This is a genomic window from Streptomyces sp. NPDC060002 (assembly GCF_042737245.1).
GTDB lineage: Bacteria > Actinomycetota > Actinomycetes > Streptomycetales > Streptomycetaceae > Streptomyces.
This window is the reverse complement of the sequence record NZ_JBHWUW010000065.1, coordinates 1-23,135: the sequence shown is the minus strand read 5'-3', so window position 1 is coordinate 23,135 and position 23,135 is coordinate 1. Positions and strand designations below refer to the sequence as shown.

General features: G+C 71.2%; 22 protein-coding genes and 1 pseudogene. 8 read left to right on the top strand and 15 right to left on the bottom strand.

All coding sequences use genetic code 11. The annotated features are described in order from the left end of the window. Positions 1-6 precede the first annotated feature (6 nt). Positions 7-1,944 carry a fumarate reductase/succinate dehydrogenase flavoprotein subunit gene (locus ACFWBD_RS35955; RefSeq protein WP_385676509.1) on the top strand — a complete coding sequence of 646 codons (1,938 nt, stop codon included), beginning with the start codon at positions 7-9 and terminating at the stop codon, positions 1,942-1,944. Beyond that, entirely contained in the window at positions 1,941-2,711 is a 771-nt protein-coding gene (locus ACFWBD_RS35950; protein ID WP_385676506.1) for a succinate dehydrogenase/fumarate reductase iron-sulfur subunit, read from the top strand. The genes ACFWBD_RS35955 and ACFWBD_RS35950 overlap by 4 nt, the downstream gene beginning before the upstream one ends. On the opposite strand, the gene ACFWBD_RS35945 is transcribed toward ACFWBD_RS35950, so the two are convergent. Both ACFWBD_RS35945 and ACFWBD_RS35940 read right to left on the bottom strand, forming a co-directional pair. Next, positions 2,692-3,027 carry a hypothetical protein gene (locus ACFWBD_RS35945; protein ID WP_385676503.1) on the bottom strand — a complete coding sequence of 112 codons (336 nt, stop codon included), beginning with the start codon at positions 3,025-3,027 and terminating at the stop codon, positions 2,692-2,694. The two genes, ACFWBD_RS35950 and ACFWBD_RS35945, sit on opposite strands and share 20 nt — an antisense overlap. 67 nt (positions 3,028-3,094) lie before the next feature. Continuing rightward, on the bottom strand, positions 3,095-4,228 hold the full coding sequence (locus tag ACFWBD_RS35940; protein WP_385676548.1) for a hypothetical protein: 1,134 nt from the start codon (positions 4,226-4,228) through the stop codon (positions 3,095-3,097). A gap of 388 nt (positions 4,229-4,616) precedes the next feature. Between ACFWBD_RS35940 and ACFWBD_RS35935 the strand changes: the two genes are divergently transcribed. Continuing rightward, positions 4,617-6,368 (top strand): hypothetical protein, encoded by a 1,752-nt coding sequence (locus ACFWBD_RS35935; protein ID WP_385676500.1) that lies wholly within the window; start codon positions 4,617-4,619, stop codon positions 6,366-6,368. 79 nt (positions 6,369-6,447) lie between these two features. Here ACFWBD_RS35935 and ACFWBD_RS35930 read toward each other — a convergent pair whose 3' ends face one another. The 10 genes and pseudogenes from ACFWBD_RS35930 to ACFWBD_RS35885 all read right to left on the bottom strand — a co-directional run bounded on the left by ACFWBD_RS35930 (position 6,448) and on the right by ACFWBD_RS35885 (position 15,222). Continuing rightward, positions 6,448-9,096, bottom strand: a complete 2,649-nt coding sequence (locus tag ACFWBD_RS35930; protein WP_385676497.1) for a SpoIIE family protein phosphatase — start codon at positions 9,094-9,096, stop codon at positions 6,448-6,450. Positions 9,097-9,366: 270 nt separating this feature from the next. Next, positions 9,367-9,795, bottom strand: coding sequence for an ATP-binding protein (locus ACFWBD_RS35925; RefSeq protein ID WP_385676494.1), 429 nt, complete (start codon positions 9,793-9,795; stop codon positions 9,367-9,369). A gap of 186 nt (positions 9,796-9,981) precedes the next feature. Further along, positions 9,982-10,128: pseudogene (locus ACFWBD_RS35920) on the bottom strand (hypothetical protein); the annotation flags it as partial. An 18-nt stretch (positions 10,129-10,146) separates the two neighbouring features. Next, positions 10,147-10,602: a (deoxy)nucleoside triphosphate pyrophosphohydrolase gene (locus ACFWBD_RS35915; RefSeq protein WP_385676491.1), complete on the bottom strand. Its 456-nt coding sequence runs from the start codon at positions 10,600-10,602 to the stop codon at positions 10,147-10,149. A gap of 30 nt (positions 10,603-10,632) precedes the next feature. Next, positions 10,633-10,878 carry an SPOR domain-containing protein gene (locus ACFWBD_RS35910; RefSeq protein ID WP_385676488.1) on the bottom strand — a complete coding sequence of 82 codons (246 nt, stop codon included), beginning with the start codon at positions 10,876-10,878 and terminating at the stop codon, positions 10,633-10,635. Between the two features lie 459 nt (positions 10,879-11,337). Beyond that, positions 11,338-12,090, bottom strand: coding sequence for a GntR family transcriptional regulator (locus ACFWBD_RS35905; RefSeq protein WP_351761388.1), 753 nt, complete (start codon positions 12,088-12,090; stop codon positions 11,338-11,340). 147 nt (positions 12,091-12,237) lie between these two features. Further along, entirely contained in the window at positions 12,238-13,572 is a 1,335-nt protein-coding gene (locus tag ACFWBD_RS35900) for a DUF4190 domain-containing protein (protein ID WP_385676483.1), read from the bottom strand. A gap of 378 nt (positions 13,573-13,950) precedes the next feature. Beyond that, positions 13,951-14,421 (bottom strand): hypothetical protein, encoded by a 471-nt coding sequence (locus ACFWBD_RS35895; RefSeq protein ID WP_385676480.1) that lies wholly within the window; start codon positions 14,419-14,421, stop codon positions 13,951-13,953. Continuing rightward, positions 14,391-14,729 (bottom strand): hypothetical protein, encoded by a 339-nt coding sequence (locus tag ACFWBD_RS35890; protein ID WP_385676477.1) that lies wholly within the window; start codon positions 14,727-14,729, stop codon positions 14,391-14,393. Before ACFWBD_RS35890 ends, ACFWBD_RS35895 begins: the two co-directional genes overlap by 31 nt. 49 nt (positions 14,730-14,778) lie before the next feature. Then, positions 14,779-15,222, bottom strand: a complete 444-nt coding sequence (locus ACFWBD_RS35885) for a hypothetical protein (RefSeq protein WP_385676474.1) — start codon at positions 15,220-15,222, stop codon at positions 14,779-14,781. A gap of 614 nt (positions 15,223-15,836) precedes the next feature. Between ACFWBD_RS35885 and ACFWBD_RS35880 the strand changes: the two genes are divergently transcribed. Continuing rightward, on the top strand, positions 15,837-16,418 hold the full coding sequence (locus ACFWBD_RS35880) for a Uma2 family endonuclease (RefSeq protein ID WP_385676471.1): 582 nt from the start codon (positions 15,837-15,839) through the stop codon (positions 16,416-16,418). 107 nt (positions 16,419-16,525) lie between these two features. Here the strand turns inward: ACFWBD_RS35880 and ychF are convergent, their stop codons facing one another. Further along, on the bottom strand, positions 16,526-17,614 hold the full coding sequence (gene ychF, locus ACFWBD_RS35875) for a redox-regulated ATPase YchF (RefSeq protein ID WP_385676468.1): 1,089 nt from the start codon (positions 17,612-17,614) through the stop codon (positions 16,526-16,528). Positions 17,615-18,035: 421 nt separating this feature from the next. On the opposite strand from ychF, the gene ACFWBD_RS35870 reads away from it, so the two are divergent. Next, a complete protein-coding gene (locus ACFWBD_RS35870) occupies positions 18,036-18,479 on the top strand; it encodes a DUF6542 domain-containing protein (protein WP_385676465.1) in 444 nt (147 codons plus the stop codon). Positions 18,480-18,808: 329 nt separating this feature from the next. Here the strand turns inward: ACFWBD_RS35870 and ppgK are convergent, their stop codons facing one another. Next, positions 18,809-19,555: a polyphosphate--glucose phosphotransferase gene (gene ppgK / locus ACFWBD_RS35865; protein ID WP_385676462.1), complete on the bottom strand. Its 747-nt coding sequence runs from the start codon at positions 19,553-19,555 to the stop codon at positions 18,809-18,811. 49 nt (positions 19,556-19,604) lie between these two features. After that, positions 19,605-20,672, bottom strand: a complete 1,068-nt coding sequence (locus tag ACFWBD_RS35860) for a 4-hydroxy-3-methylbut-2-enyl diphosphate reductase (RefSeq protein ID WP_385676459.1) — start codon at positions 20,670-20,672, stop codon at positions 19,605-19,607. Between the two features lie 173 nt (positions 20,673-20,845). On the opposite strand from ACFWBD_RS35860, the gene xseA reads away from it, so the two are divergent. The 3 genes from xseA to ACFWBD_RS35845 all read left to right on the top strand — a co-directional run bounded on the left by xseA (position 20,846) and on the right by ACFWBD_RS35845 (position 23,100). Next, positions 20,846-22,063 (top strand): exodeoxyribonuclease VII large subunit, encoded by a 1,218-nt coding sequence (gene xseA, locus ACFWBD_RS35855; protein ID WP_385676456.1) that lies wholly within the window; start codon positions 20,846-20,848, stop codon positions 22,061-22,063. A 36-nt stretch (positions 22,064-22,099) separates the two neighbouring features. Next, positions 22,100-22,324, top strand: coding sequence for an exodeoxyribonuclease VII small subunit (locus ACFWBD_RS35850; protein WP_385676453.1), 225 nt, complete (start codon positions 22,100-22,102; stop codon positions 22,322-22,324). A gap of 185 nt (positions 22,325-22,509) precedes the next feature. Next, entirely contained in the window at positions 22,510-23,100 is a 591-nt protein-coding gene (locus tag ACFWBD_RS35845; protein ID WP_385676450.1) for a malonic semialdehyde reductase, read from the top strand. Positions 23,101-23,135: the final 35 nt, after the last annotated feature.

Genomic DNA, 23,135 nt, shown 5'->3' with positions numbered 1-23,135 from the left:
CTGCTGATGTCCGTGGTCGACCGCCAGGAGTGGGACGTCGTCGTGGTCGGCGCGGGAGGCGCCGGACTGCGTGCCGCCATCGAGGCGCGCGAACGCGGCGCCCGCACCGCCGTCATCTGCAAGTCGCTGTTCGGCAAGGCGCACACGGTGATGGCCGAGGGCGGCATCGCGGCGGCGATGGCCAACGCCAACGAGCACGACAGCTGGCAGGTCCACTTCCGCGACACCCTGCGCGGCGGCAAGTTCCTCAACCAGTGGCGGATGGCCGAGCTGCACGCCCAGGAGGCCCCGGACCGGGTGTGGGAGCTGGAGACCTGGGGCGCCCTCTTCGACCGCACCAAGGACGGCCGGATCTCCCAGCGCAACTTCGGCGGTCACGAGTACCCGCGCCTCGCGCACGTCGGCGACCGTACCGGCCTGGAGCTGATCCGCACGCTCCAGCAGAAGATCGTCTCGCTCCAGCAGGAGGACCACCGCGAGACCGGCGACTACGAGTCCCGGCTGAAGGTCTTCCAGGAGTGCACGGTCACCCGGGTCCTCAAGGACGGTTCACGCGTGAGCGGGGTCTTCGCCTACGAGCGCGAGACCGGCCGGTTCTTCGTCCTCCAGGCGCCCTCCGTGGTGATCGCGACGGGCGGCATCGGCAAGTCCTTCAAGGTGACGTCGAACTCGTGGGAGTACACGGGCGACGGCCACGCGCTGGCCCTGCTCGCCGGTGCTCCGCTGCTCAACATGGAGTTCGTGCAGTTCCACCCGACGGGCATGGTCTGGCCGCCGTCCGTGAAGGGCATCCTCGTCACCGAGTCGGTGCGCGGCGACGGCGGGGTGCTCAGGAACTCCGAGGGCGAGCGGTTCATGTTCGACTACGTCCCGGACGTCTTCAAGGAGAAGTACGCCGAGTCGGAGGAGGAGGGCGACCGCTGGTACGAGGACCCGGAACACAACCGGCGACCGCCGGAGCTGCTCCCGCGTGACGAGGTGGCCCGCGCCATCAACTCGGAGGTGAAGGCCGGCCGCGGCTCCCCGCACGGCGGGGTCTTCCTGGACGTGTCGACACGGATGCCCGCCGAGGTCATCAAGCGCCGGCTGCCCTCCATGTACCACCAGTTCAAGGAGCTGGCCGACGTCGACATCACGGCGGAGGCCATGGAGGTCGGACCGACCTGCCACTACGTGATGGGCGGTATCGCGGTCGACTCCGAGACGGCGGCCGCCCGTGGGGTGCCGGGGCTGTTCGCGGCCGGCGAGGTGGCCGGCGGCATGCACGGCTCCAACCGGCTCGGCGGCAACTCCCTCTCCGACCTGCTGGTGTTCGGCCGCCGGGCGGGACTGCACGCGGCGCGGTACTCGTCGGACCTCACCCGGGGACGCCCGGCGGTGGACGACGACCAGATCGACGCGGCGGCCGCGGAGGCGCTGCGGCCGTTCTCCGCGGAGGGCCCCGGGGACCAGGCGGACCACGCGCCGGAGAACCCGTACACCCTCCACCAGGAACTCCAGCAGACCATGAACGACCTGGTCGGCATCATCCGCCGCGAGGGCGAGATGGCTCACGCCCTGGAGAAACTGGGCGAGCTGCGGGTACGGGCGCAGCGGGCCGGCGTCGAGGGGCACCGGCAGTTCAACCCCGGCTGGCACCTGGCGCTCGACCTGCGGAACATGCTGCTGGTCAGCGAGTGCGTGGCCCGGGCGGCGCTGGAACGCACCGAGTCGCGGGGCGGGCACACCCGGGAGGACCACCCGACGATGGACCGCGCATGGCGCAACGTCAACCTGCTGTGCGCACCTGCCGACCCCACCGGGGTCCTGGCGGCGACGGATCCCGTCCGCGGCCGGATCGCCCTCACCCGCGAGAACACCGAACCCATCCGCCCCGACCTGCTCGCCCTCTTCGAGAAGGAGGAGCTGGTCAAGTACCTCACCGAAGAGGAGCTGTACGAGTGAGCAGCTACGAGGCCCGCTTCCGGGTGTGGCGGGGCGACATCGAGGGCGGCGGCCTGAAGGACTTCGAGGTCGAGGTCAACGACGGCGAGGTGGTCCTGGACATCATCCACCGCCTCCAGTCCACCCAGGCGCCCGATCTCGCCGTCCGCTGGAACTGCAAGGCGGGCAAGTGCGGTTCGTGCTCCGCGGAGATCAACGGGCGGCCCCGGCTGCTCTGCATGACCCGCATGTCGGTGTTCGAGCGCGAGGAGACGATCACCGTCACACCGCTGCGCGCCTTTCCGGTGATCCGCGATCTCGTCACCGACGTCGGCTTCAACTACCGCAAGGCGAGGGAGATTCCGGCGTTCGTGCCGCCCGAGGGGGTCGGCCCCGGCGAATACCGGATGTTCCAGGAGGACGTGGACCGCTCGCAGGAGTTCCGCAAGTGCATCGAGTGCTTCCTGTGCCAGGACACCTGCCATGTCGTCCGCGACCACGAGGAGAACAAGACGGCGTTCGCGGGGCCCCGCTTCCTCATGAGGGTCGCCGAACTGGACATGCATCCGCTGGACGCGGCCGAGGAGAGCGTCCTGGACCGCGGGCGCACGGCCCAGGACGAACACGGCCTCGGCTACTGCAACATCACCAAGTGCTGCACGGAGGTCTGCCCCGAGGGCATCAAGATCACGGACAACGCGCTGATCCCCTTGAAGGAACGGGCGGTCGACCGCAAGTACGACCCGCTGGTGTGGCTGGGATCGAAGATCAGGAGGCGCTCGTCGTAGACGCCGGGGGCAGCCGGGGCGCGCGTCCGGGACGCTGGGCGAGCGCCTGGACGCCGAGCCCGGCGAGATTGACGGCCATTCCCGCGGGCGGGACGTACAGGTTGACCGCCAGGTTGTGGGAGGCCATCGGGCCCAGGAACATGAAGAGGCCCAGGCCCAGGGCGCTCATCAGGGCTCCGACACCCCACAGCCGCGGCCGCAGCACCCGCTTGCGGCCGAACGGCGGCACCCACTCCCGCGTGACGGCCGCGATACCGACCACCGCCATGACCGTCACACAGACGACGGCCGTGATCACCAGACTCCAGTGCAGCATGCGCTCATGATTCCACCTGGACCTGGACGAGGGGAAGGGTCCGCCGGCACTACCGGATCTGCCGCGTCTACCGGACCCAGTCCTTCTCGTACGACGTCCAGTCCTGCTCGGTGGCCGCGAAGTCCACGTACGCCGCGACGCCGAAGTTCTCACGGTCGGCGTCGGTACGGGACAGCCCCAGCCGGACGCCCCGGACGGCCGCGGCGACGGTCTCGGCGTGATTCCAGTGGCCGAACCGGTTCTCGTGGTAGAAGGGCAGGCCCATCAGGAGGTCGGTGGAGGCCGGCGTGACCTCCAGGGCGAGCGAGGTCTGCTGGGCGACGTAACCGCCGTACGTGCTCTGGAGCGGCTGCATCGTGTCGTACGACATCACGGCGATCTGGTCGACGCGGCGGGCGACCTGGCCGAAGAACTTCTGCGACCACCACTTGGGGTGGCCGGTGGTCGTGCCCCAGAAGGAGTGGAAGCCGGGTACCGGGTCGATCTGGTGGGCCGCGACGGAGAGTTGGGCGTTCCGCGCGCTGGTGACAGCGCGCAGGTCGTCCAGGAGACCGAGGTAGTCGCCGTCGTCGGAGTGGAGCGGCTCGAGGTCGAAGTGGGCGCCCTGGAATCCGGCGGCGAGGATCTCGCGGGTGGACCGCACGACCGCGGCGCGGGTCTCGGCCCGCTCCAGCCGCATACCGTTCGGGCTCTCGCTGGCGAGGACGTCGCCGAGCCAGGCCTGGACGCGGAGCTCCGGTGCTTCCCGGTGGACGGCGGCTATGAACCGGCCCGCGCCCGCGTACGCGGAGACGGGGAGGGTGCCGTCGTGCTCCAGGGGGCCGGCGTGGACGTACAGGTCGCGGATGCCGGTCTTCCCGAGGCGGTCGGCCAGGGCCTTGACGTCGGCGTCGGTCTTGCGGCCGTCGACCCAGGCGTGGCCCAGCCAGATGGCGTCCTTGCCCCGGGTGTACGTGCCGTCGGCCGGGTCGCCCAGGTAGTTCACTCGGAGGGCGGTCTCGGCGGCGAGGACCGGGACCAGGAGGAGCAGGACCAGGGCGAGGGCGGTGCGACGCACCAGCCGTCCGCGACGCCCGCGCCGACGAACCGTCCCGGCTGCGGGATCGTCGCCGGTCCCGCTCCCCTCGGCGTCTCCGGCACCCGTGCCTCCGGCACCACCCGCAGCGCTTTCGTCGTCCGCCGAGGCGGGCTCGGCCGGCACCTCAGCCGCGCCCGCCTCCGTCCCGGTCTCCGTCCCGGTCTCCGTCCCGGGCTCTGCCGCCGACTGCCCCTTCGCCTCCGTCTCCGCCCCCGTGCCGGTCTCCGCCCCCGTGCCGGTCTCCGTGCCCGTGCCGGGCTCCGTCCCGGGCTCCGCCGCCGGCTGCCCCTTCGCCTCCGTCTCCGTTTCCGTCCCGGGCTCTGCCCCCGTCTCCGTGCCGGTCTCCGTGCCCGTGCCCGTGTCCGTGTCCGTGTCCGTGTCCGATTTCGTGTCCGTCCGACCCGGTGGCCGTTCCATCGCGGTTCCCCCTCGCGTGTCTTTCCGCCCCACCGCCCCCGTCTCGGGTGCATCCCGGTCGCGTCGCCGTAATCACGGCCATACGCTCCCAAATGTGACCTCTTCCTTGCTCCGAGGCCGGCCGCGGCGTGCCAAGTCGCACATATCCGTGCGGGTGGCGCATGCCGTGCTGGGCGGTGCGGTCGGGGTCGTGTGGCTGGTGTTGCCAGGGATGACGTCGGTTGGCGACGCTCCGGTTGCGATCAAGAACCCGGCACCCGGCGCGAGCACCGCCGCCGAGGCCGAGGCCGCCGCCGAGGCCGAGGCCGCCGCCGAGGCCGAGGCCGACGAGAGGTCCACCGTCGATCTGGTGCTGCCGCTCGTGGCGGTCGGCGCGGCCGGGGCGATCGCCGGGTACGGGTACGTACGGCGCCTCCGGCGTACCCGCGCCCGGACGACCCCCGGCGGCGTCGGCAGCCCAGCGCCGCCGGGGTCGTCGCCACCCCTCGCCGCCCTCGACGAACAGGCCTGCGCGGCGCTGGTCGAGGCCGACAACCGGATCCGGGCGGCGCGCGCCGAGCTCGGCTTCGCCGAGGCCCTGTGCACTGCCGAGGACCTGGAGACCTTCCGCCGGACCGTCCGCGAGGCGGAGACCGAACTCGCCGCCGCGTTCCGGATGCGGCAGCGGTACGACGAGGGGGTGCCGGCGGAGGAGGCGGCCCGGGGGCACGCGCTCGCCGGGATCGTCGGACGGTGTGCGGAGGCCGGGCGGCGGCTGGACTCCGTGGCCGGAGAGTTCGGGCGGCTGCGGGGACTGGAACAGGGGCTGGGTGAGGCGTTGGGGGTCGCCGAGGGCCGGTTCCGGGAGCTGGCGGGGCGCGCCGGGGCCTCGGAAGCGATCCTCGCCGGGCTCCAGGGGCGGTACGCGCCGATCGCCACCGCCGCCGTCACCGGGAGCGTCGAACAGGCCAAGGACCGGCTCCTGTTCGCCACCGTCCGGCTGAACCAGGCCCGCCAGTCGGCCGATTCGGGACGACCGGAGCGGGCGGCCCGGCAACTGCGCGCCGCCGAGGGCGCCGTCGCCCAGGCGGCCGTCTTCGTCGAGGGCGTCGACCGGCTGGCCGTGGAGCTGCGCTCGGCCGAACAGACCGTGCCGGCCGCCCTCACGGGCGCGGAGGCGGAACTGGCCTGGGTCAGACGACAGGCGGAGCCGTCCGCCCGACAGCGCCCGGCCCCCGGACCGCCGGCCTCCGGACCGCCGGCCCCGACCCCGGCCCCGCCCCCGACCCCGGCCGGACCCCGCCCCGACCCGAGCGCGCCCCCCGGTGCCGCCGGGACGACCCCGGGCGGGTTCCAGGTCCGGCTGGTGCACGCCGACGCCGTGCTCGGCTCCGTACGGCAGGAGTTGACCGGGGGGCGGCCCGGGGATCCCGTCGGGGTGCTGCGTCGGGTCGTACGGGCTACCGCGCCGGTCGCCACGGGGCGGGCCGGGGTGCTGCCGGCCGCCGCTCTGATCACCGCCCGCACCGCCACCGCCGCCGCGGCCGACTTCGTCGCGACGCACCGGGGCGCGGTCGGCGCCACCGCGCGCACCCGGCTGGCGGAGGCGGAACGGCTCCTCGCGACGGGGGACCCGGCGGACCGCCCGCCGGCCGACGTCCTCGCCCTGGAGGCCCGGGAGCTGGCCGAGCGCGACGTGCGGGCGCACGGTAACCCGTACGTGGGTGCCGCGGGCGCCGAAGTGACGGCCGGCACCGGCGGGGCCGTGCTCGGTGGCATCGTCTTGGCCGAGGACCCCGAGGACGGGACGCCCGCGGGCTTCGCCGGCCCGGCGCGGCCCGCCCAGGCGCGGCGGAGCCCTGAGTGACCGTCGACCGTTCGCCGGAAAGGTTCAGAACAGGGTCACAAAGGGGTCAGAGGGGCCCCGGAACGGGCTCTGAACAGGTTCAGAACAGGCTCAGCAACGCCTCCGCCGGGTCGGCCAGGGCCGTCTCGCCGTCCGGCAGCGGAAGTTCGAACCACACCGTCTTGCCGCGCGGAGTACGGCGCGAGCCCCAGGCCGCCGACAGCAGGCCCACGAGCTGGAGGCCCCGGCCGCCCTCGTCGGTGTCCCGGGCGCGACGGCGGCGCGGCTGGACGAGGCCCGCGTCCCAGACCTCGCACACCAGCGTGCGGTCGAGGAGCAGCCGGAGTCTGATCTCGCCCTCGCCGTACCGCAGCGCGTTGGTGACCAGCTCACTGACCAGCAGTTCCGTCGTGTCGACCAGGGGTTCGAGGCCCCAGGACAGCAACTGGCCGCGGGCGTGCTCCCGGGCCCGGCCCACACTGCGCGGTTCGCGCGGCATGGTCCAGTCGCCGACCGAGTCGACGGGCAGGCCCTGCACGCGTGCCATCAGCAGCGCGATGTCGTCCTCGGCGTGGTGCGAATCGAGAGTGTTGAGGACGTGGTCACAGACGTCCTCGAGAGGCGCGGAGGGATCGGTGAGAGCCCCCACGAACGCGTTGAGGCCCTCGTCCAGCGGATGTTCACGCGATTCGACCAGTCCATCCGTGTAGAGCGCCAGCAGAGCGCCTTCGGGGAGTTCGACCTCCACCTCCTCGAAGGGCTCGCCGCCCACGCCCAGCGGCATGCCGGGCGGCACGTCGAGCATCAGGGCCGGTTCCCCGGGTTCGACGAGCACCGGGGGCAGATGGCCCGCGTTGGCGAACGTGCAGCGCCGGGTCACCGAGTCGTAGACCGCGTACACACAGGTCGCGAGGTACACCTCGGACAGGTCGGCCTCACGGGGGCGGCGGGCGGCCCGGGTGGCCTGCTGGACGCCTCCCGGGGTGCCGAGGCCGCGCGCGATCTCGTCCAGCGCGGAGAGGACCTCGGCCGGTTCCAGGTCCAGCAGCGCCAGCGTCCGGACGGCCGTGCGCAGTTCGCCCATCGCGACCGCCGCCCGCAGACCGCGGCCCATCACGTCGCCCACCACCAGCGCCGTGCGGTGGCCGGGCAGTTCGATGACGTCGAACCAGTCGCCGCCGACCTCGCTCGGGCGTCCGGTGGAGGCGTTGCCGGGGAGGTACCGGCAGGCGATGTCCAGACCCGAGGCCACCGGGTCCCCGGGCGGCAGCAGCGACCGTTGCAGTATCAGCGCCCGTTCGTGCTCCCGCCGGTACAGGCGCGCGTTGTCGATACAGACCGCGGCCCGCGCCGCCAGCTCCACGGCCAGATCGCGGTCCCGGTCGCCGAACGGCTCGCTGCCCTTCGTCCGGGAGAACTGCGCGAGGCCGACGACGGTGTCGTGGGCGACCATCGGGACGGCGAGGGTGGACTGCACGAGGCCGCCCTCCTCGCCGGGGACGGCCTGTGGGCGGGCGGTGCGCAGGGCGTCCGCGCAGGGCGAGTTGAACGGGAAGTGGTGGACCGCGCCGACCGCGACGGGCGCGCCGGCGCCGGGGAAGGGGGCGTCGGAGACAGCGGAGGAGAAGGCGACCCGGCGCAGTTCGGCGCTGCCGTCGGCGAGGCCGGGCGGTGTCTCGTCGCCGGCCAGGAGGCCCTGGTAGAGGTCCACGGTGGCGAGATCGCAGAAGCCGGGCACGACGACGTCGAGGAGTTCGCGCGCGGTCGTCTCCAGGTCGAGGGAGTTCCCTATGCGGGCGCCCGCCTCGTTCAGCAGGGCGAGGTTGCGCCGGGCCGCGGCGGCCTCGCGGGCGGCTGCGCGGCGGGCGGTGATGTCGGTGCCGAGCCAGGCGATACCGATGGGCCGGCCGGTGCCGCTGTGCACGCGGTAGAGGTTGATCGACCAGTGCCGGCGCTCGTCGGAACCCGGCACGTATCCGGTGACGTGCATGTCCGTGATGGAGTCGCCGGTCTCGAGGACCCTGCGCAGGGTCGCGCTGACCCGGTCGGCCTCGGGCCGGGGCAGGTAGTCGTGGACGCCCTTGCCGCGGTGGTCGTCGGGGGTGCCGCCGAAGATCGAGGCGAACCGCTGGTTGGCGCGGCGGACCCGCAGGTCGGGGTCGATCAGCAGAAACCCGAACGGGGATTGGCCGAAAATGGCCTGCGAGGCGGCGAGGTCGGTCTCGATGCTGCGGAGCGTGCGGACGTCGACGACGATGCACACGGCGGCCTTCTCGCCGTCCATGCTGCGCGTCGGCATGACGTAGACCTCGGCGAGGCCCTTCTCGCCGCGTCCGCCGCCGGGCACCGGGTCCGGCATCCGGAAGGGGACCACACCGGTCCACTCCCGCCCGTCGAGGATCTCGGCCATCTTGCGCTGGCCGCGTTCGCGCAGTTCAGGGTCGATGAACGCGTCGATCGGGTCCATGCCGACGGCCCGGTCGGCGGGGATGCCGAAGATCTGCTCGGCGCGCAGGCTCCACTGGTCGACGAGGCCGTCGGGGCCGATCGAGAACGAGGCGACCTTGATGTAGTCGTAGATCGAGCCGGGCGGACTGCTCTGCCACATGGCGTCACCGGGCGTCGCCGCCTCGCCCGGGCCGTCGGCGAGGCCGTGCGCGGCATCGGCGGCGAGCGCCCTCGCGGCCTTCGCCCTCGCGCCGCCCGACGGGTCCTCGGACTCCGTGGCCTTCGCTGGTATCTCGCTCACGCGAACCGTCCCCTCCAGCTCACCGCGTCCGGCACCGGTCACCGGCGGCGGCTGCCCGCAGTATCCAGCACTACGGGTCCGCACGACACGGTGTTCACGATCACAGCACGGTCCAGGTGTTTTTTGGACCGTCCCGCGACAACACTTCCAGTCTTCTAACCAGCGGACACGTCGTCGAATCACCTCTTCCGGGACCGTTCGGAGACCGGAACCGTACGGGCGACACCGCGAGGCCCGCTGTACACCGGCTCATCCCCGCGAGACGCCCCGTCAACCCGGCACCGCCAGTTCGAACCACACCGTCTTGCCGGTGCTCCCGGGCCGGGTACCCCAGCGGCGCGAGGAGGAGGCCACCAGCTGCAGTCCGCGCCCGCTCTCGTCCTCGGGCCGGGCGACCCGTTCGCGGGGCGGGTCGGGCAGCGGGTCGGAGACCTCGACCAGCAGGACGCCCGCCAGTCCGGCGGGGCGGACCAGACGGAGGCCGATGGGGCCGGTCGCGTGCCGCAGGGCGTTGGTGACCAGCTCGCTGACCAGCAGCGCCGCGATGTCGCTCAGACTGTCCAGACCCCAGCGGTGCAGCTGGCCGCGCACGGAGCCGCGGGCGGTGCGCACCGCACCGGGGTCCGCGGGGAACGTCCACTCGACGCAGTCTCCGTCGGTGTCGATCACGCCGATCACTTCCCGGGCCAGCGAGTACACCCATGTCCGGTTTCGTGGGGTTAATTGCCACATACCCGATATTCGGGAGGCAGTACCGCGCAGCAGAGCGCACTGTGGCACAAACGGCGTACGCGACGGCCCGCCCCCCGGCCGAAGCGCCCCCTGATCGACCCGCCGACACTCGGCGCGCCCCCGGTACAGCGGACCCGGTTCAGCGGACCCGGTTCAGCGGGCTCCGGTACAGCGGACCCCGGTACAGCGGACCCCCGTACAGCGGACCCCCGTACTGCGGGCTCCGCTGCAGCGGACCCCCGTACAGCGGACCCCCGTACAGCGGACCCCGGTACAGCGGGCTCCGGTACAGCGGGCTCCGGTACAGCGGGCTCCGGTTCAGCGGGCTCCGGTAGAGCGGGCTCCGGTACAGCGGGCTCCGGTACAGCGGGCTCCGGTGCCGAGCTTCGAGAGTGCTTCGCGGACCGCGGGCACGTCCTGGTCCAGCCAGTCGACGTCCCAGATCTCGGCCGGGGTGAGCCAGCGCAGGGCGTCATGGTCCTGGAGGGGCTCGGGAGCGGCGGAGCCGGGGCGCAGGCGGGCGGTCCACACCTGGAGGACGTAGGGCGGCCTGAGCGGCCACTCACCCGGGACGCGCTCGACGGTCTCGGCCTCGACGCCGAGTTCCTCGCGCAGTTCGCGCACGAGGGCCGCCTCGGGCGCCTCCCCCTCCTCGACCTTGCCGCCGGGCAGCTCCCAGCGCCCGGCGAGTTCCGGGGGTGCGCTGCGGCGCGCGGCGAGCAGGCGGCCGGCGTCGAGCAGGGCGGCTCCCACCACCACGGTCCGTTCCGTCATGCGCCGGAGCCTACGGGACCGCACGGAACGTCAGTTCCGGGTGCCTTCCCCGTTCTGCGCCTGGGCCTGCGCCTGGCCCTGACTCCGCCCCTGCGTCTGCGTCTGCCCCTGGCCGATGTGCTCGACCCAATAGATCTGCTTGTGGCCGCGACTGTCGAGGCTGTCCGCGATCTTCTGGGCCTCGGCCCGGGTCGCGTACCTGCCCACGCGGTAGCGATTGCCGTTGTCGTCCTGCCGTATGACGAGCCAGGGCAGGGAGACGGTGCTGTCGTTCATCACGCCCCACGCCCCCTTCTCGCCCCGGCCCGCTCGGATCCCGTCCGCGAAACGCCTCGCGCCCCGCCCTCTAAGGAAACCGCAATCCGCATATGCCCGAGCGTACGCCTTACCTTTACGCACCGAACACGACTTTGCACAAAGAGGTACGCAACCAGCCAAGACGCAGGGGGCGCACGAGACCGAACGCGCCGTGCGCGCGCCGCGATGCGTCCGGTCGGCGAGGTTCCGGGCACCTACGGGACGACCTGCGGGAACAACCGGAAACGACCGGATTCCGACGGCGCGCGGACGGCTCCACAGCAGGGGGATACCGGGGGCAACTGCCGGAAGGGTGTGCGCCGCCCGGGCGAATGCGCTAGCACCCCGGACGGCGCCCCACCCCACCCCTTCACCCACGCCACCGCAGAGCGGCCCTCGCCCCGTGCGCCGGGAGACGCTCCCGGCGCACTCAGGCGGCTACTTCACCGGCAGGTGGTAGGCGACCCGGTAACGGTCGGCCGGGATCACCACGTCGGCCGTCTCGACCGGACGGCCCGAGGCGTAGTACGTGCGCTGGACGACCAGGACGACATGCCCCGGAACGCCGCCGAGGGCGAGGAGTTCCTCGGCGAGCCCTGGACGGGCGCCGACCTCCTCCGTGACGTTGTCGACGATCACGTCGATGGCGCGCATCCGCTCGACGACGCCCATGCCGCCGAGCGGGCCCTCCTCGGGCAGCATCACGGGGGTGCGGCCGGTGACGGCGAGGGGCTCCCACGAGGTGGAGAGCATCATCGCCTCGCCGGCCTCCCGGAAGACGTACCTGGTGCACATCACGCGGTCGCCGGACGCGATGCCGAGCCGCTCGGCGACGGAGACGCCCGCCTCGACCTGCTCGCTGCTGGACTCCCACGTCCCCCGCGTGTGCGCCTCGGCCTGCTCCTGCCGGAACGGTGTGGCGCCGCTGACGGGGCGGTAGCCGGAGCGGGCGATCCGGCGCGGGACGGGCCGCTCGCGCACATACGTGCCCGAACCGGAGCGCCCCTCGACCAGCCCCTCGGCCATCAGCACCTTGCGCGCCTCGAGGGCGACGGTGTCGGAGACCCCGTACTCCTCGCGGATTCTCGCCTGGGAGGGGAGCCGGGTGTGCGGTGGCAGTGATCCGTCGGAGATCTTCTTGCGGAGATCACCCGCGACGCGCAGATACGCCGGCTGCTCACCGAATGTCACTGGCCACTCCCATCAGGTTGTACAGACAGCTACAGCCTGGCAACGGTGGGTTGTACCATGCAAGCAAAGGCCAGAGAATCACTCGATGTGATGACATGTGCCCGGGAAACCCTTTACCCAGGCACTTTCTCCCCGCTATGGACGTGATCACACATCCAGGCCGCTGTCGCTGTCGCCCCCGCCCGTGCCGCCGCTCCCGCTGCCGGAGTCCTCGTCGTAGGTCGGCGGGGTGGTGGCCAGGCCCAGAGCCATGCGGGCGGTGACGGTGGTGGCGCCGTCGATGTGCGCGTAGGCCTTGTCGTAGTGCTCGTAGAAGCCGTCGGCGTCGGTGGCCTTCTCCGCCGCCGCCCACTCCTTCGCCGCGTCCCGCATGTCCTTCACCAGGGCGGCCATGGGCGCTTCCCGGGTCTCCATCTCCCAGAGGTGTGAGCCCAGCTGGTCTGCCTGATTGCCGGTCACATCGCCGGTGTCACCGGCCCAGGTGCGGTTGCTCGCGAGGTCCTCCTCGGCGTACTCCTCGGGCTCCTCGAAGAGCACCTCGTCGACGGCGGCCATCGCCTTGAGGAAGGCGAACTGGTCGGCGTCGAGCGTCGACGCGTCGGCGCGCAGCGAACCGGTCAGGGTGCCCTTCTCGTCCACGTTGGCGAAGACACAGGTGATCTCGCGGTCGCCCCAGCTCCAGCTGTCGGCGGTGGGCGTGAGGTAGTAGATGTCGACCTCGTCGGTCAGCGCCCAGGGGTCCATCGCGTAGGCGTCCTGGAGCGTGTAGCACTTGTCGTCGGCCACGTCCGTGACGTGGTCGTCGCCCGGGAAGCTGTCGCCGGACAGCGGGACCGTGGCGAACACCTCGGCGTCGTGCTCACCGGAGCAGTCCACCTCGTCGACGTCGTAGACGTCCTCGTCGAAGGTCTCCCCCGGCACGTCGAAGCAGTCGCCCTTGGCCAGCGCGAAAGTGGAGTTGCCGGCCGCGCCCTCCTTGAAGCCGTCCCAGAAGTCGGAGGCGCCGCCCGTGGACAGCGCGAGGACCCACACCGCGAGTCCGACCGAGGAGAGGACCGTGCCCACGATCGCCATCGCCTTGCCGCGCTCCCCCCGCTTCCTGATCTGCACCAGCGCGATGATCCCGAGGAGCAGCCCGACGCCCGGCAGGAAGCAGAGGAGGCCGAGGACGAGGGCGGCGATGGCCACGCCGTTGACCGGCGAGGACCGGCCGTAGGGGCTGTACCCCTGCCCCCAGACGGGGTAGGGCACCGCGCCGTACGGCGCCTGCGGGTACGGGGCCTGCGGATAAGGAGCCTGCGGGTAGGGCCCCATCGGGCCCGGACCCTGCGGGCCTTGCGGACCCTGCGGGCCGTACGGCCCCTGCGCGTACGGGTCCTGCGGGGGCGCGGCGAACGGGTCCTGCGGGTACGGGCCCTGCGGCTGCGGAGGCTGGTACGGGTCCTGGGGCTGGTGCGGCCCGGGAGGCGGGGGTATGGACACGAGTACCGTGCTCCTGGTTCAGACGGTTCAGGCAGTTGTACGACTGCGCGCATCGTAAGCGCCCCACCAGCAGGGACGGAACGGAGATTCCGTTCAGGCGGCCGCGCCCGCCTCCTCGACGAGCAGCTCCTGTGCAGTCCCGGATCAGGCTGTGGCAGGGGAACCGGGCCGGGGTGCCCTCCCGGATCAGGTTGTTCTCGATCAGCGCGTCGAAGTGGTGCTCCACGTCCCGGGCCGCCAGACCTGTGACGAAGGCCGCGTGAGGGATGTCGTAGGAGGCGGACGGCTGGAGGCTGGAATCGGGCCCCATCTGACCGGCATGCTTGCAAGATCAGCGACGTGCCGGTACGGCGCCTGCTACACGTTGAACCCGAATATCTAGTACAGAGTTCCCACCTGCGGAAATGCGATTTCAGAGGGGGTCATCCCGGCACGGAGGCTCAATCCCGGCACCATGCAGGTCAGACGCCCCCCCATGAAGCGGACCTGCTCGGACAGCGCAGCAGTTGCGGACTCGAGGTCCGCAAGCCTGATCGACAGTGTGGCCTCTGCCAGCCGAGGGGGAAGCGCATCCCCGAATTTCAGACCCCTTACGGCCTTTTCATCGATGTCGGGCAAGGCCAGGCGCTCCGTCACGTCCTGCCGGGCCAGTCTCCAGTCCGCCGGAGTGAGCTCGTCCCGTAGGCCCACCCAGTGATCGTTGATTCGCTGTCCTGGCACCGCGACGCCGCCGAGAGTCGCTGCCAGGGTGGCGTTCGCCCGGTGCCCGGCCCAGGTCCACCAGCGCAGTTGGTCTGCTTTCCCGTTTTCTCGCACGATCAGGGTTCCCCCGGGGCGTACTCGCTCCATGAAGCGCTTCCGTGCTTCTTCAGACAACCCTGCGCTCTCCTCGTCGGATTCACCGGCGGGTCGATGCCGAGCAGCACCTCACGCACCGCACGGGCACCAGGTGCGGTCGTCGAGCAGGGCGTAGGTCGCGATGACCAGGTTGCTGACGTCCGTACGGTGACCAGCCGGTGTCCGTCGACCACGACGTACTCCGCCACCCGCGCATCGGTCTCACTGAAGCCCTGAGAGAGAGCGATCTTGAAATTGCCCGCGTGGACCTCGTCCTTCACGGCGATGACATCACGCAGAACGAGCTCTCTGGTCGACATCAGGCGATCATTCCCTCACTCGGCTGGACCCAGCCGCGGTCAATGACCGTCAACTACCTTGCGGACCGGTTGAGTTCGGATGCGGAATTTTCGCTGTCCTCTCCTGGCCCTCCGCCTTTGTCGCCGCCAGCCCACGATTCTCGCGCAGGGAAGCGACGCGGCCCCTCAGCCATGACACCAGGTTGTCCACGCCCTGGTCCACCAGGGCTCGCATGTACTCGTTTCGCTCCCCAATGAGACTGACCCCGTACCACTGGTCGCAGATGAGCTGCCTCACGTGTCGCTCGGGGAGCTCTAGCACTGTGGCGATGCCAGCGATGTACTTCGGCTCAGGCGGAGGGGGCATCTCGCCGATGGCCACCTTGTTCCACCATGCCGAGGACAAGGTTCCCTCCTTGCCCCCTGTCTCCCGAGTCTTCGCCTCCATCTGGCCGTAGGTCATTCCTTCACCGATACGCCGGAGTACTTCCCTGCCGAACACGTTGTTGGTCATGACCGTCACCGTCTACGGAGATAGGCGTGCTGTGTGGTGAGTTGGAGGATTCTGTGATCACAGTTCAAGGATTCTGCTAGGCATCCCTCGACGAGCTGAAGGGCCGTCTCGACTGGGAGCCGGACGCGGACGAACTGCGCATCGCAGCGGGGGCGCTGGACGATGCTTCGGATCTTGCGGCCACCTACGGCCGTGACTGGCCCGACGCTACGGCGACCCGCCTGATAAGGACGCTCGTTCGGAAGTCGGCGTCCCGGTACCTACGTACCCCAACGCTCGCCTGGTCGGATGCGCACGGCCGGGACGCGAAGAGTGCCCGCTTCACGCGCCAGGAGACCTGGCTCCTCGAGGAGCTCGCCGGCCGGAAGCGCGGCATCACTTCGGTGGGGGCTTCCGCGCGGGGCACGAAGGCCCCCGACCAGCCCGCCCACGTGCCGGTCGACTACTCGCCCGACTCGCCGCGCTCCCGATGTTCTCAAACGAGGCGAGTCCCTGATGAGCGTGCAGCGCAGGCGCGGGCAGACGGCCCGCGTGTGGGTGACGAGGGCGGTTCTCGTTTCGGCCGTCGTCGAGACCTCGTGGCCCGGACCTCGCTGAGTCGCTACGGTTGAGCCATGACCGCACTGCCCGACTGGATGCGCCCGCCCCGCGCGGAAGGCTGGTTCGCGGAAGACCTGGACCGCCTCCCGGAAGCACCGCGCCACACCGAGCTGATCGACGGAGCCCTCGTATTCATGATGTCCCCGCAGCGGTGGTGGCACGGCCATCTCGTCACGATGCTCACCGTGGCTCTCATGGAGCAGGCTCCGGCCGACGTAAGGGTCGGACGGGAGATGACCATCAAACTCGATCAGCGCAATCGGCCCGAGACGGATCTGCTGGTGACGACGGCCGACTTCGACGGTGACCGCACCTGGTTCGCACCGGATGAAGTACGACTCGCCGTCGAGGTGGTCTCCCCCGAGTCCGCACACCGGGACCGCACGGTAAAGCTCCACAAATACGCAGAGGCCGGCATCCCGCACTACTGGCGCATCGAGGACGAGGACGGAGCACCCATCGTCCACGTCTACGAACTTGACGAACCAACCGCCACCTATGTACCCGTCGGCATCTTCAGGGGCTCGCTCAACCGTCCGGTGCCCTTCGAGATCAACCTCGACCTGGAGAAGCTCGCTCCACCCCGCCACGGCTGAGTCAGCACCAAGTCAGCACGGAAATGCGGTAGGGGCCGGACTCACCCAAGTCCGGCCCCGCCGACTAGCATTCTTGACGAACTGGCTAGCTTGCAGTAACCAACCCGCTACACGTTGAAGCGGAACTCCACCACGTCGCCGTCCTGCATGACGTAGTCCTTGCCTTCCATGCGGGCCTTGCCCTTGGCTCGGGCCTCGGCGACCGAGCCGGTCTCCACCAGGTCGGCGAAGGAGATGACCTCCGCCTTGATGAAGCCCTTCTGGAAGTCGGTGTGGATGACACCGGCGGCCTCGGGTGCGGTGGCGCCCTTCTTGATGGTCCAGGCGCGGGACTCCTTGGGGCCGGCGGTCAGGTAGGTCTGGAGGCCCAGAGTGGTGAAGCCGACGTGGGCGAGGGTGGCGAGGCCGGGCTCCTCGACGCCGACGGACTGGAGGAGCTCCAGGGCTTCCTCCTCGTCGAGCTCGGCGAGGTCCTGCTCCAGCTTGGCGTTGAGGAAGATCGCCTCGGCGGGGGCCACCAGGGCGCGCTGCTCGGCCTTGAAGTCGTCGTCGACCAGCTCGTCCTCGTCGACGTTGAAGACGTAGAGGAAGGGCTTGGTGGTGAGCAGGTGCAGGTCGTGCAGGAGCTCCTCGCGCCCGGAGCCCTGGGCGATGCCCGCGGAGAAGAGGGTGTCGCCCTTCTCCAGGATCTCCTTCGCCCCCTCGACCGCCGCGACCTTCGCCGCGACCTCCTTCTTGATCCGCGCCTCCTTCTGGAGGCGCGGCAGGACCTTCTCGATCGTCTGGAGGTCCGCGAGGATCAGCTCGGTGTTGATCGTCTCGATGTCGTCCTTGGGCGAGACCTTGCCGTCGACATGGACGACGTTCTCGTCCTTGAAGGCGCGGATGACCTGGCAGATCGCGTCGGACTCGCGGATGTTCGCGAGGAACTTGTTGCCGAGGCCCTCGCCCTCCGAAGCACCCTTCACGATGCCGGCGATGTCGACGAAGTCCACCGTCGCCGGGATGATCCGCTGCGAGGAGAAGATCTCGGCCAGCTTCGTGAGGCGGGCGTCCGGGACGCCGACCACGCCGACGTTCGGCTCGATCGTGGCGAACGGGTAGTTGGCCGCCAGCACGTCGTTCTTGGTCAGGGCGTTGAACAGGGTCGACTTGCCGACATTCGGCAGACCGACGATTCCGATCGTGAGCGACACGTTGCGACTTCCCGTGGTGAGAGGGCCGGAGGGCCAGTCCCGAAGTGAAAGGGCCAGGGGCCAGAGAGCTGACCGGTCCACCAGTTTACGGCGTGCCCGGCGCCGCACCGGCGGACCTGTCGAACGCATGGCCAAGCTCCGCCCCACGGCGTGTCCGACACCCGATTCGGCACATAAACCGACCTAAGTTGGTCCAGTGGAGCAACACAGGACGCGCCCCCCGGCCCAAGGCACCCGCCGCGACACGCCACCCCTGCCGCCCTTGCCACCTCAGGCGGGCCGGGAAGCGAGCCGGGAGCCGGGCCGCAGGCAGCCGCGCCAGGCGAGCGGGCCCGCCCGAGCCGACGCCCCGCGCTCCGGCGGCCCTCGTCCCGCCCCCGCCCCCGCCGGGCGACGGCCCGGGCCGCCCTTGGTGCGGACCGTGGGGACCGTGCGGGCGGTGCGGGCGGTGCGGGCCGTGCGGACGATGCGCCGGGTGCCGAACCCCCGGCTCACCGGGCTCGGCGGCGGGCTGTTCAGCGGGGTGCTGATGTTCGGGATCGGCTGCCTGGACCAGTTGCTGTTCGGCGCCTCGCTGACGGTGTACAGCGTGCTGTTCCCGCCGGTGTGCCTGCTGACCGCCCTGTGGGTGCGCGGGGGCGATCTGCTGTCCGCGCCGGTGGTCGTGCCGATCGCCTTCGCCGTCGGACTGCTGCCCGTGTCCGAGAGCGGGAACGGCATCGGGGCGCGGCTGATGGGGCTGGTGACGGCGCTGGCCACGCAGGTCGGCTGGCTGTACACCGGGACGCTCGTGGCGGCAGCGGCCGTCCTTGCGCGCGGACTGCACCGGGCGGCGGCCCGCCGACAGACCACGAACCGCCACTAGCCGCGACCCGCCGTCGCCGACGGCAGGTCGCCGGACACCACCGCCGAGCACCATCGCCGCCGCCGGCCGCCGGGCTACCGGGCTACCGGGCTACCGGGCAGCCGAGCGGCCGAGCGGCCGCTCCGACCCAGTCACCGCGACCCGCCGTCGCCGACGGCAGGTCGCCGGACACCACCGCCGAGCACCATCGCCGCCGCCGGCCGCCGGGCTACCGGGCAGCCGGACGGTCGGGCCGACCCAGCCACCGCCGGCCGCGACCCGCCGTCGCCGAAGGCAGGTCGCCAGGCACCGCCGCCGTCGTCGTGGCAGCCGGGCGGGCGGGCCGGGGGTTAGTCCCCCTTCGCGGCCCGCATCGCCGCTCCCACGATGCCCGCGTTGTTCTGCAGCTCGGCCGGCACGATGTCCGCCCGGATGCCCTCGATGAGGTGCAGGAACTTGTCGGCCTTGCGGCTGACGCCGCCGCCGATGATGAACAGCTCGGGCGAGAAGAGCATCTCGACGTGGGCGAGGTACTTGGTGACCCGGCGGGCCCAGTGTTCCCAGGTCAGCTCGCCGTCCTCCTTGGCCTTGCTGGAGGCGCGCTTCTCGGCGTCGTGCCCGTGCAGCTCCAGGTGGCCGAGCTCGGTGTTGGGGACGAGGACGCCGTCGACGAAGAGGGCGCTGCCGATGCCCGTGCCGAACGTCAGCAGGATCACCGTGCCGCTGCGGTCGCGGCCGGCGCCGAAGGACACCTCCGCTACGCCCGCCGCGTCCGCGTCGTTGACCACCGTCACCGGCAGACCGCCCAGCCGCTCACTGAAGAGGGAACGCGCGTCCTTGTCGATCCAGCTCTTGTCGACGTTGGCCGCCGTACGGATCGTGGAGCCGCCGGTGACCACGCCCGGGAAGGTCAGGCCCACCGGTCCCGTCCACTCGAAGTGCTCGACGACCTCCCGCACGCCGTCGGCCACGCTCTCGGGCGTGGCCGGGTGCGGAGTGAGCACTTTGTGGCGCTCCTGAGCCAGGTCGCCCTTGTCCAAATCCACCGGGGCGCCCTTGATCCCGGAGCCGCCGATGTCCACGCCGAAGATCTGCATGGCCCTACGTTACGACGGTCGACTGACAGTCACTCGGCCGAGGTGTCGGTCAGCTGTCCGCCGGACCGGACACCGCGTCGGACGCGACCTCGGACGCAGCCTCGGACGCCGTACCGCTGCCGCCCCGCTCGGCCGCCAGCGCCGCCGCCTCCTCGCGCAGGTCACGACGGAGCTCCTTGGGCAGCGAGAAGGTGATGTGCTCCTCGGCCGCCTTGACCAGTTCGACGTCCCCGTAGCCGCGCTCGGTGAGCCAGGCCAGGACCTCCTCGACCAGGACCTCCGGGACGGAGGCGCCGGAGGTGACGCCCACCGTGGTCACGCCCTCCAGCCACGCCTCGTCGATCTCGCTCGCGAAGTCCACCAGGTAGGCCTCGCGGGAGCCGGCGAGCTTGGCGACCTCGACCAGCCGCACGGAGTTCGAGGAGTTGCGGGAGCCGACCACGATCACCAGCTCCGCCTCCGCGCCCATCTGCTTCACCGCGAGCTGACGGTTCTGCGTGGCGTAGCAGATGTCGTCGCTGGGCGGGGAGATGAGCTGCGGGAACTTCTCCTTGAGGGCGTCGACCGTCTCCATGGTCTCGTCGACCGAGAGGGTCGTCTGGGAGAGCCACACGATCTTCGACGGGTCGCGGACCTCCACCTTGGCGACGTCCTCGGGACCGTCGACGAGCTGGATGTGATCGGGGGCCTCGCCGGAGGTGCCGATGACCTCCTCGTGGCCCTCGTGCCCGATCAGGAGGATGTCGTAGTCGTCGTTGGCGAAGCGGACGGCTTCCTTGTGGACCTTGGTGACCAGGGGGCAGGTCGCGTCGATGGTGGCGAGCCGCCCGCGCGCGGCCTCCTCGTGGACGACGGGGGCGACACCGTGCGCGGAGAACATGACGATGTTGCCCGGCGGGACCTCCTCGGTCCGCTCGACGAAGACGGCGCCCTTACGCTCCAGGGTCTGCACGACGTACTTGTTGTGGACGATCTCGTGCCGGACGTAGACCGGCGCCCCGTACTGCTCCAGGGCCTTCTCGACGGCGATCACGGCACGGTCGACGCCCGCGCAGTAGCCCCGGGGAGCGGCGAGCAGGACACGGCGGCGGCCAGGCGAAGCAGTCATGCGTCCCATCGTAAGGCCGTGTCCGGCCGCCGTCGGCGTACCCGGGGGCTACCGCCCCCACACCCCGCTTCGGCCCTGGACGGGCCTCGCCCTCAAGCGCCGGACGGGCTGTTCACCACTCACCGGTGTCGGCAGGTGAACCCTGACCGGGGTTGTCGGTCGTGGCCGATACGCTCGGGCGCATGGCTGTGAACACGTCCGCGGACGCCCCGCTGCCCGTCGGCGAGATCTCGCGGCTCATCGGAAGCTGGATCGACCGGCTCGGCGCGGTGTGGGTCGAGGGGCAGATCACCCAGCTGTCGCGGCGCCCGGGTGCCGGCGTGGTGTTTCTGACGCTGCGGGATCCGTCGCACGACATCTCGGTGAGCGTGACCTGCTACCGGCAGGTCTTCGACGCGGTCGCGGACGTCGTCGGCGAGGGCGCGCGGGTCGTCGTCCACGCGAAGCCGGAGTGGTACGCGCCCCGCGGCCAGTTGTCGCTGCGGGCTGTCGAGATCCGGCCGGTGGGGGTCGGTGAGCTGCTGGCGCGACTGGAGCAGCTGAAGAAGTCCCTGGCCGCGGAGGGGCTCTTCGCGCCCGCCCGGAAGAAGCCGCTGCCCTTCCTGCCGCAGCTCATCGGGCTGGTGTGCGGGCGGGCCTCGGCGGCCGAGCGGGACGTCCTCGAGAACGCCCGGCACCGCTGGCCCGCCGTCCGCTTCGAGGTGCGCAACGTCGCCGTCCAGGGCGTGCACGCGGTGACGCAGGTCGTCCAGGCGGTGAAGGAGCTGGACGGCAGGGACGACGTGGACGTGATCATCGTCGCGCGGGGCGGTGGAAGCGTGGAGGATCTGCTGCCGTTCTCCGACGAGCAGTTGGTCAGGGCGGTCGCGGCCTGCCGTACGCCGGTCGTCTCGGCGATCGGGCACGAGCCGGACAATCCGCTGCTCGACCATGTGGCCGACCTGCGCGCCTCGACGCCGACCGACGCCGCGAAGAAGGTCGTACCGGACGTCGGCGAGGAACTGGAGCGGGTGCGGATGCTGCGCGGGCGGGCGCTGCGATGCGTGCAGGGGTTCCTGGAGCGGGAGGAACGCGGGCTCGCCCACGCCCTCGCGCGGCCCGCGATACAGGATCCGCACCGGATGATCGACGAGCGGGCCGATCACGTCTCCTCGCTCGTCGACCGTTCACGCCGCACGCTCGGGCACCTCCTGGACCGCGCCGACTCCGAGCTGAGCCACACGCACGCGCGCGTGGTGGCGCTCTCGCCGGCCGCGACGCTGAAGCGGGGGTACGCGGTGCTGCAGAAGGCGGACGGACACGTGGTCCGGGATCCGGCCGAGGTGACGGCCGCCGAGACACTGCGCGCGCGGGTCGCCGAGGGCGAGTTCACCGTCCGGGTCGACGACGTCGACAACTAGACAGCAACGACCACAACGACCACCGGGAATGGGTGCATGACGAGCAAGACGGACGAGGCGCTCGGGTACGAGCAGGCCCGCGACGAGCTGATCGAGGTCGTACGGCGTCTGGAGGCGGGGGGTACGACGCTGGAGGAGTCCCTCGCCCTCTGGGAGCGCGGCGAGGAGCTGGCCAAGGTGTGCCGGCGCTGGCTGGAGGGGGCCCGGGCGCGGCTGGACGCGGCGCTGGCCGAGGGGGAGGAAGCGGAAGAGGGGGAGTGAGCCGAGTGCCCCGGCCGGGGGTGGCCGTGCAGCCGGGGTGGCCGTGCACCGGGACTGTGAAGCGGATCACGCCACTCCGGCCTTTGTTGAACTTTGAACCTTCCCCGCGTACTGTCAGTGCCGTCAGCCTATCCGGACCGCGGTCCGGTACTGGATCCGGACGCCACCCCCGAGGAAGTTCCCGCATGTCTCTCGTTCTTGACGCCACCGCCCAGGACCTGCTGTTCCGCGAGGCCCGCACCGCGAACACCTTCACCGACGAGCCGGTGACCGACGAGCAGGTCCAGGCGATCTACGACCTGGTCAAGTACGGGCCGACGGCGTTCAACCAGACCCCGCTGCGCATCACCCTGGTCCGCTCCGCCGAGGCCCGCGAGCGCCTGGTGCGGCACATGGCCGAGGGCAACCAGGCCAAGACCGCCACCGCCCCGCTGGTCGCGATCCTCTCCGCGGACAACGAGTTCCACGAGGAGCTGCCGACCCTGTTCCCGGCCTTCCCGCAGGCCAAGGACCTGTTCTTCAGCACGCGCCCGGCCCGCGAGGGCGCCGCGGCGCTGAACGCCGCCCTCCAGGCCGCGTACTTCATCATCGGCGTCCGCGCCGCCGGCCTGGCCGCAGGCCCGATGACCGGCGTGGACCTCGAGGGCGTCCGCAAGGAGTTCCTGGACGACGACCACACCCCGCTGATGGTCGTCAACATCGGCAAGCCGGGCGAGGGCGCCTCCTACCCGCGCTCCCCGCGCCTGGCGTACGACGAGGTCGTCACCACCGTCTGACAGGACAGCGGTGACATGGGAAGAGGCCCCCGGCG

What these genes read in the sequence shown, in the direction of transcription:
- ACFWBD_RS35915 (WP_385676491.1), bottom strand. Translation starts at nt 10,602, where the DNA reads ATGACGGAACGGACCGTGGTGGTGGGAGCCGCCCTGCTCGACGCCGGC.
- ACFWBD_RS35890 (WP_385676477.1), bottom strand. Translation starts at nt 14,729, where the DNA reads ATGTCGACCAGAGAGCTCGTTCTGCGTGATGTCATCGCCGTGAAGGAC.
- ACFWBD_RS35850 (WP_385676453.1), top strand. Translation starts at nt 22,100, where the DNA reads ATGACGAGCAAGACGGACGAGGCGCTCGGGTACGAGCAGGCCCGCGAC.
- ACFWBD_RS35955 (WP_385676509.1), top strand. Translation starts at nt 7, where the DNA reads ATGTCCGTGGTCGACCGCCAGGAGTGGGACGTCGTCGTGGTCGGCGCG.
- xseA (WP_385676456.1), top strand. Translation starts at nt 20,846, where the DNA reads ATGGCTGTGAACACGTCCGCGGACGCCCCGCTGCCCGTCGGCGAGATC.
- ACFWBD_RS35880 (WP_385676471.1), top strand. Translation starts at nt 15,837, where the DNA reads ATGACCGCACTGCCCGACTGGATGCGCCCGCCCCGCGCGGAAGGCTGG.
- ACFWBD_RS35910 (WP_385676488.1), bottom strand. Translation starts at nt 10,878, where the DNA reads ATGAACGACAGCACCGTCTCCCTGCCCTGGCTCGTCATACGGCAGGAC.
- ACFWBD_RS35845 (WP_385676450.1), top strand. Translation starts at nt 22,510, where the DNA reads ATGTCTCTCGTTCTTGACGCCACCGCCCAGGACCTGCTGTTCCGCGAG.
- ppgK (WP_385676462.1), bottom strand. Translation starts at nt 19,555, where the DNA reads ATGCAGATCTTCGGCGTGGACATCGGCGGCTCCGGGATCAAGGGCGCC.
- ACFWBD_RS35860 (WP_385676459.1), bottom strand. Translation starts at nt 20,672, where the DNA reads ATGGGACGCATGACTGCTTCGCCTGGCCGCCGCCGTGTCCTGCTCGCC.
- ACFWBD_RS35945 (WP_385676503.1), bottom strand. Translation starts at nt 3,027, where the DNA reads ATGCTGCACTGGAGTCTGGTGATCACGGCCGTCGTCTGTGTGACGGTC.
- ACFWBD_RS35885 (WP_385676474.1), bottom strand. Translation starts at nt 15,222, where the DNA reads ATGACCAACAACGTGTTCGGCAGGGAAGTACTCCGGCGTATCGGTGAA.
- ACFWBD_RS35895 (WP_385676480.1), bottom strand. Translation starts at nt 14,421, where the DNA reads ATGGAGCGAGTACGCCCCGGGGGAACCCTGATCGTGCGAGAAAACGGG.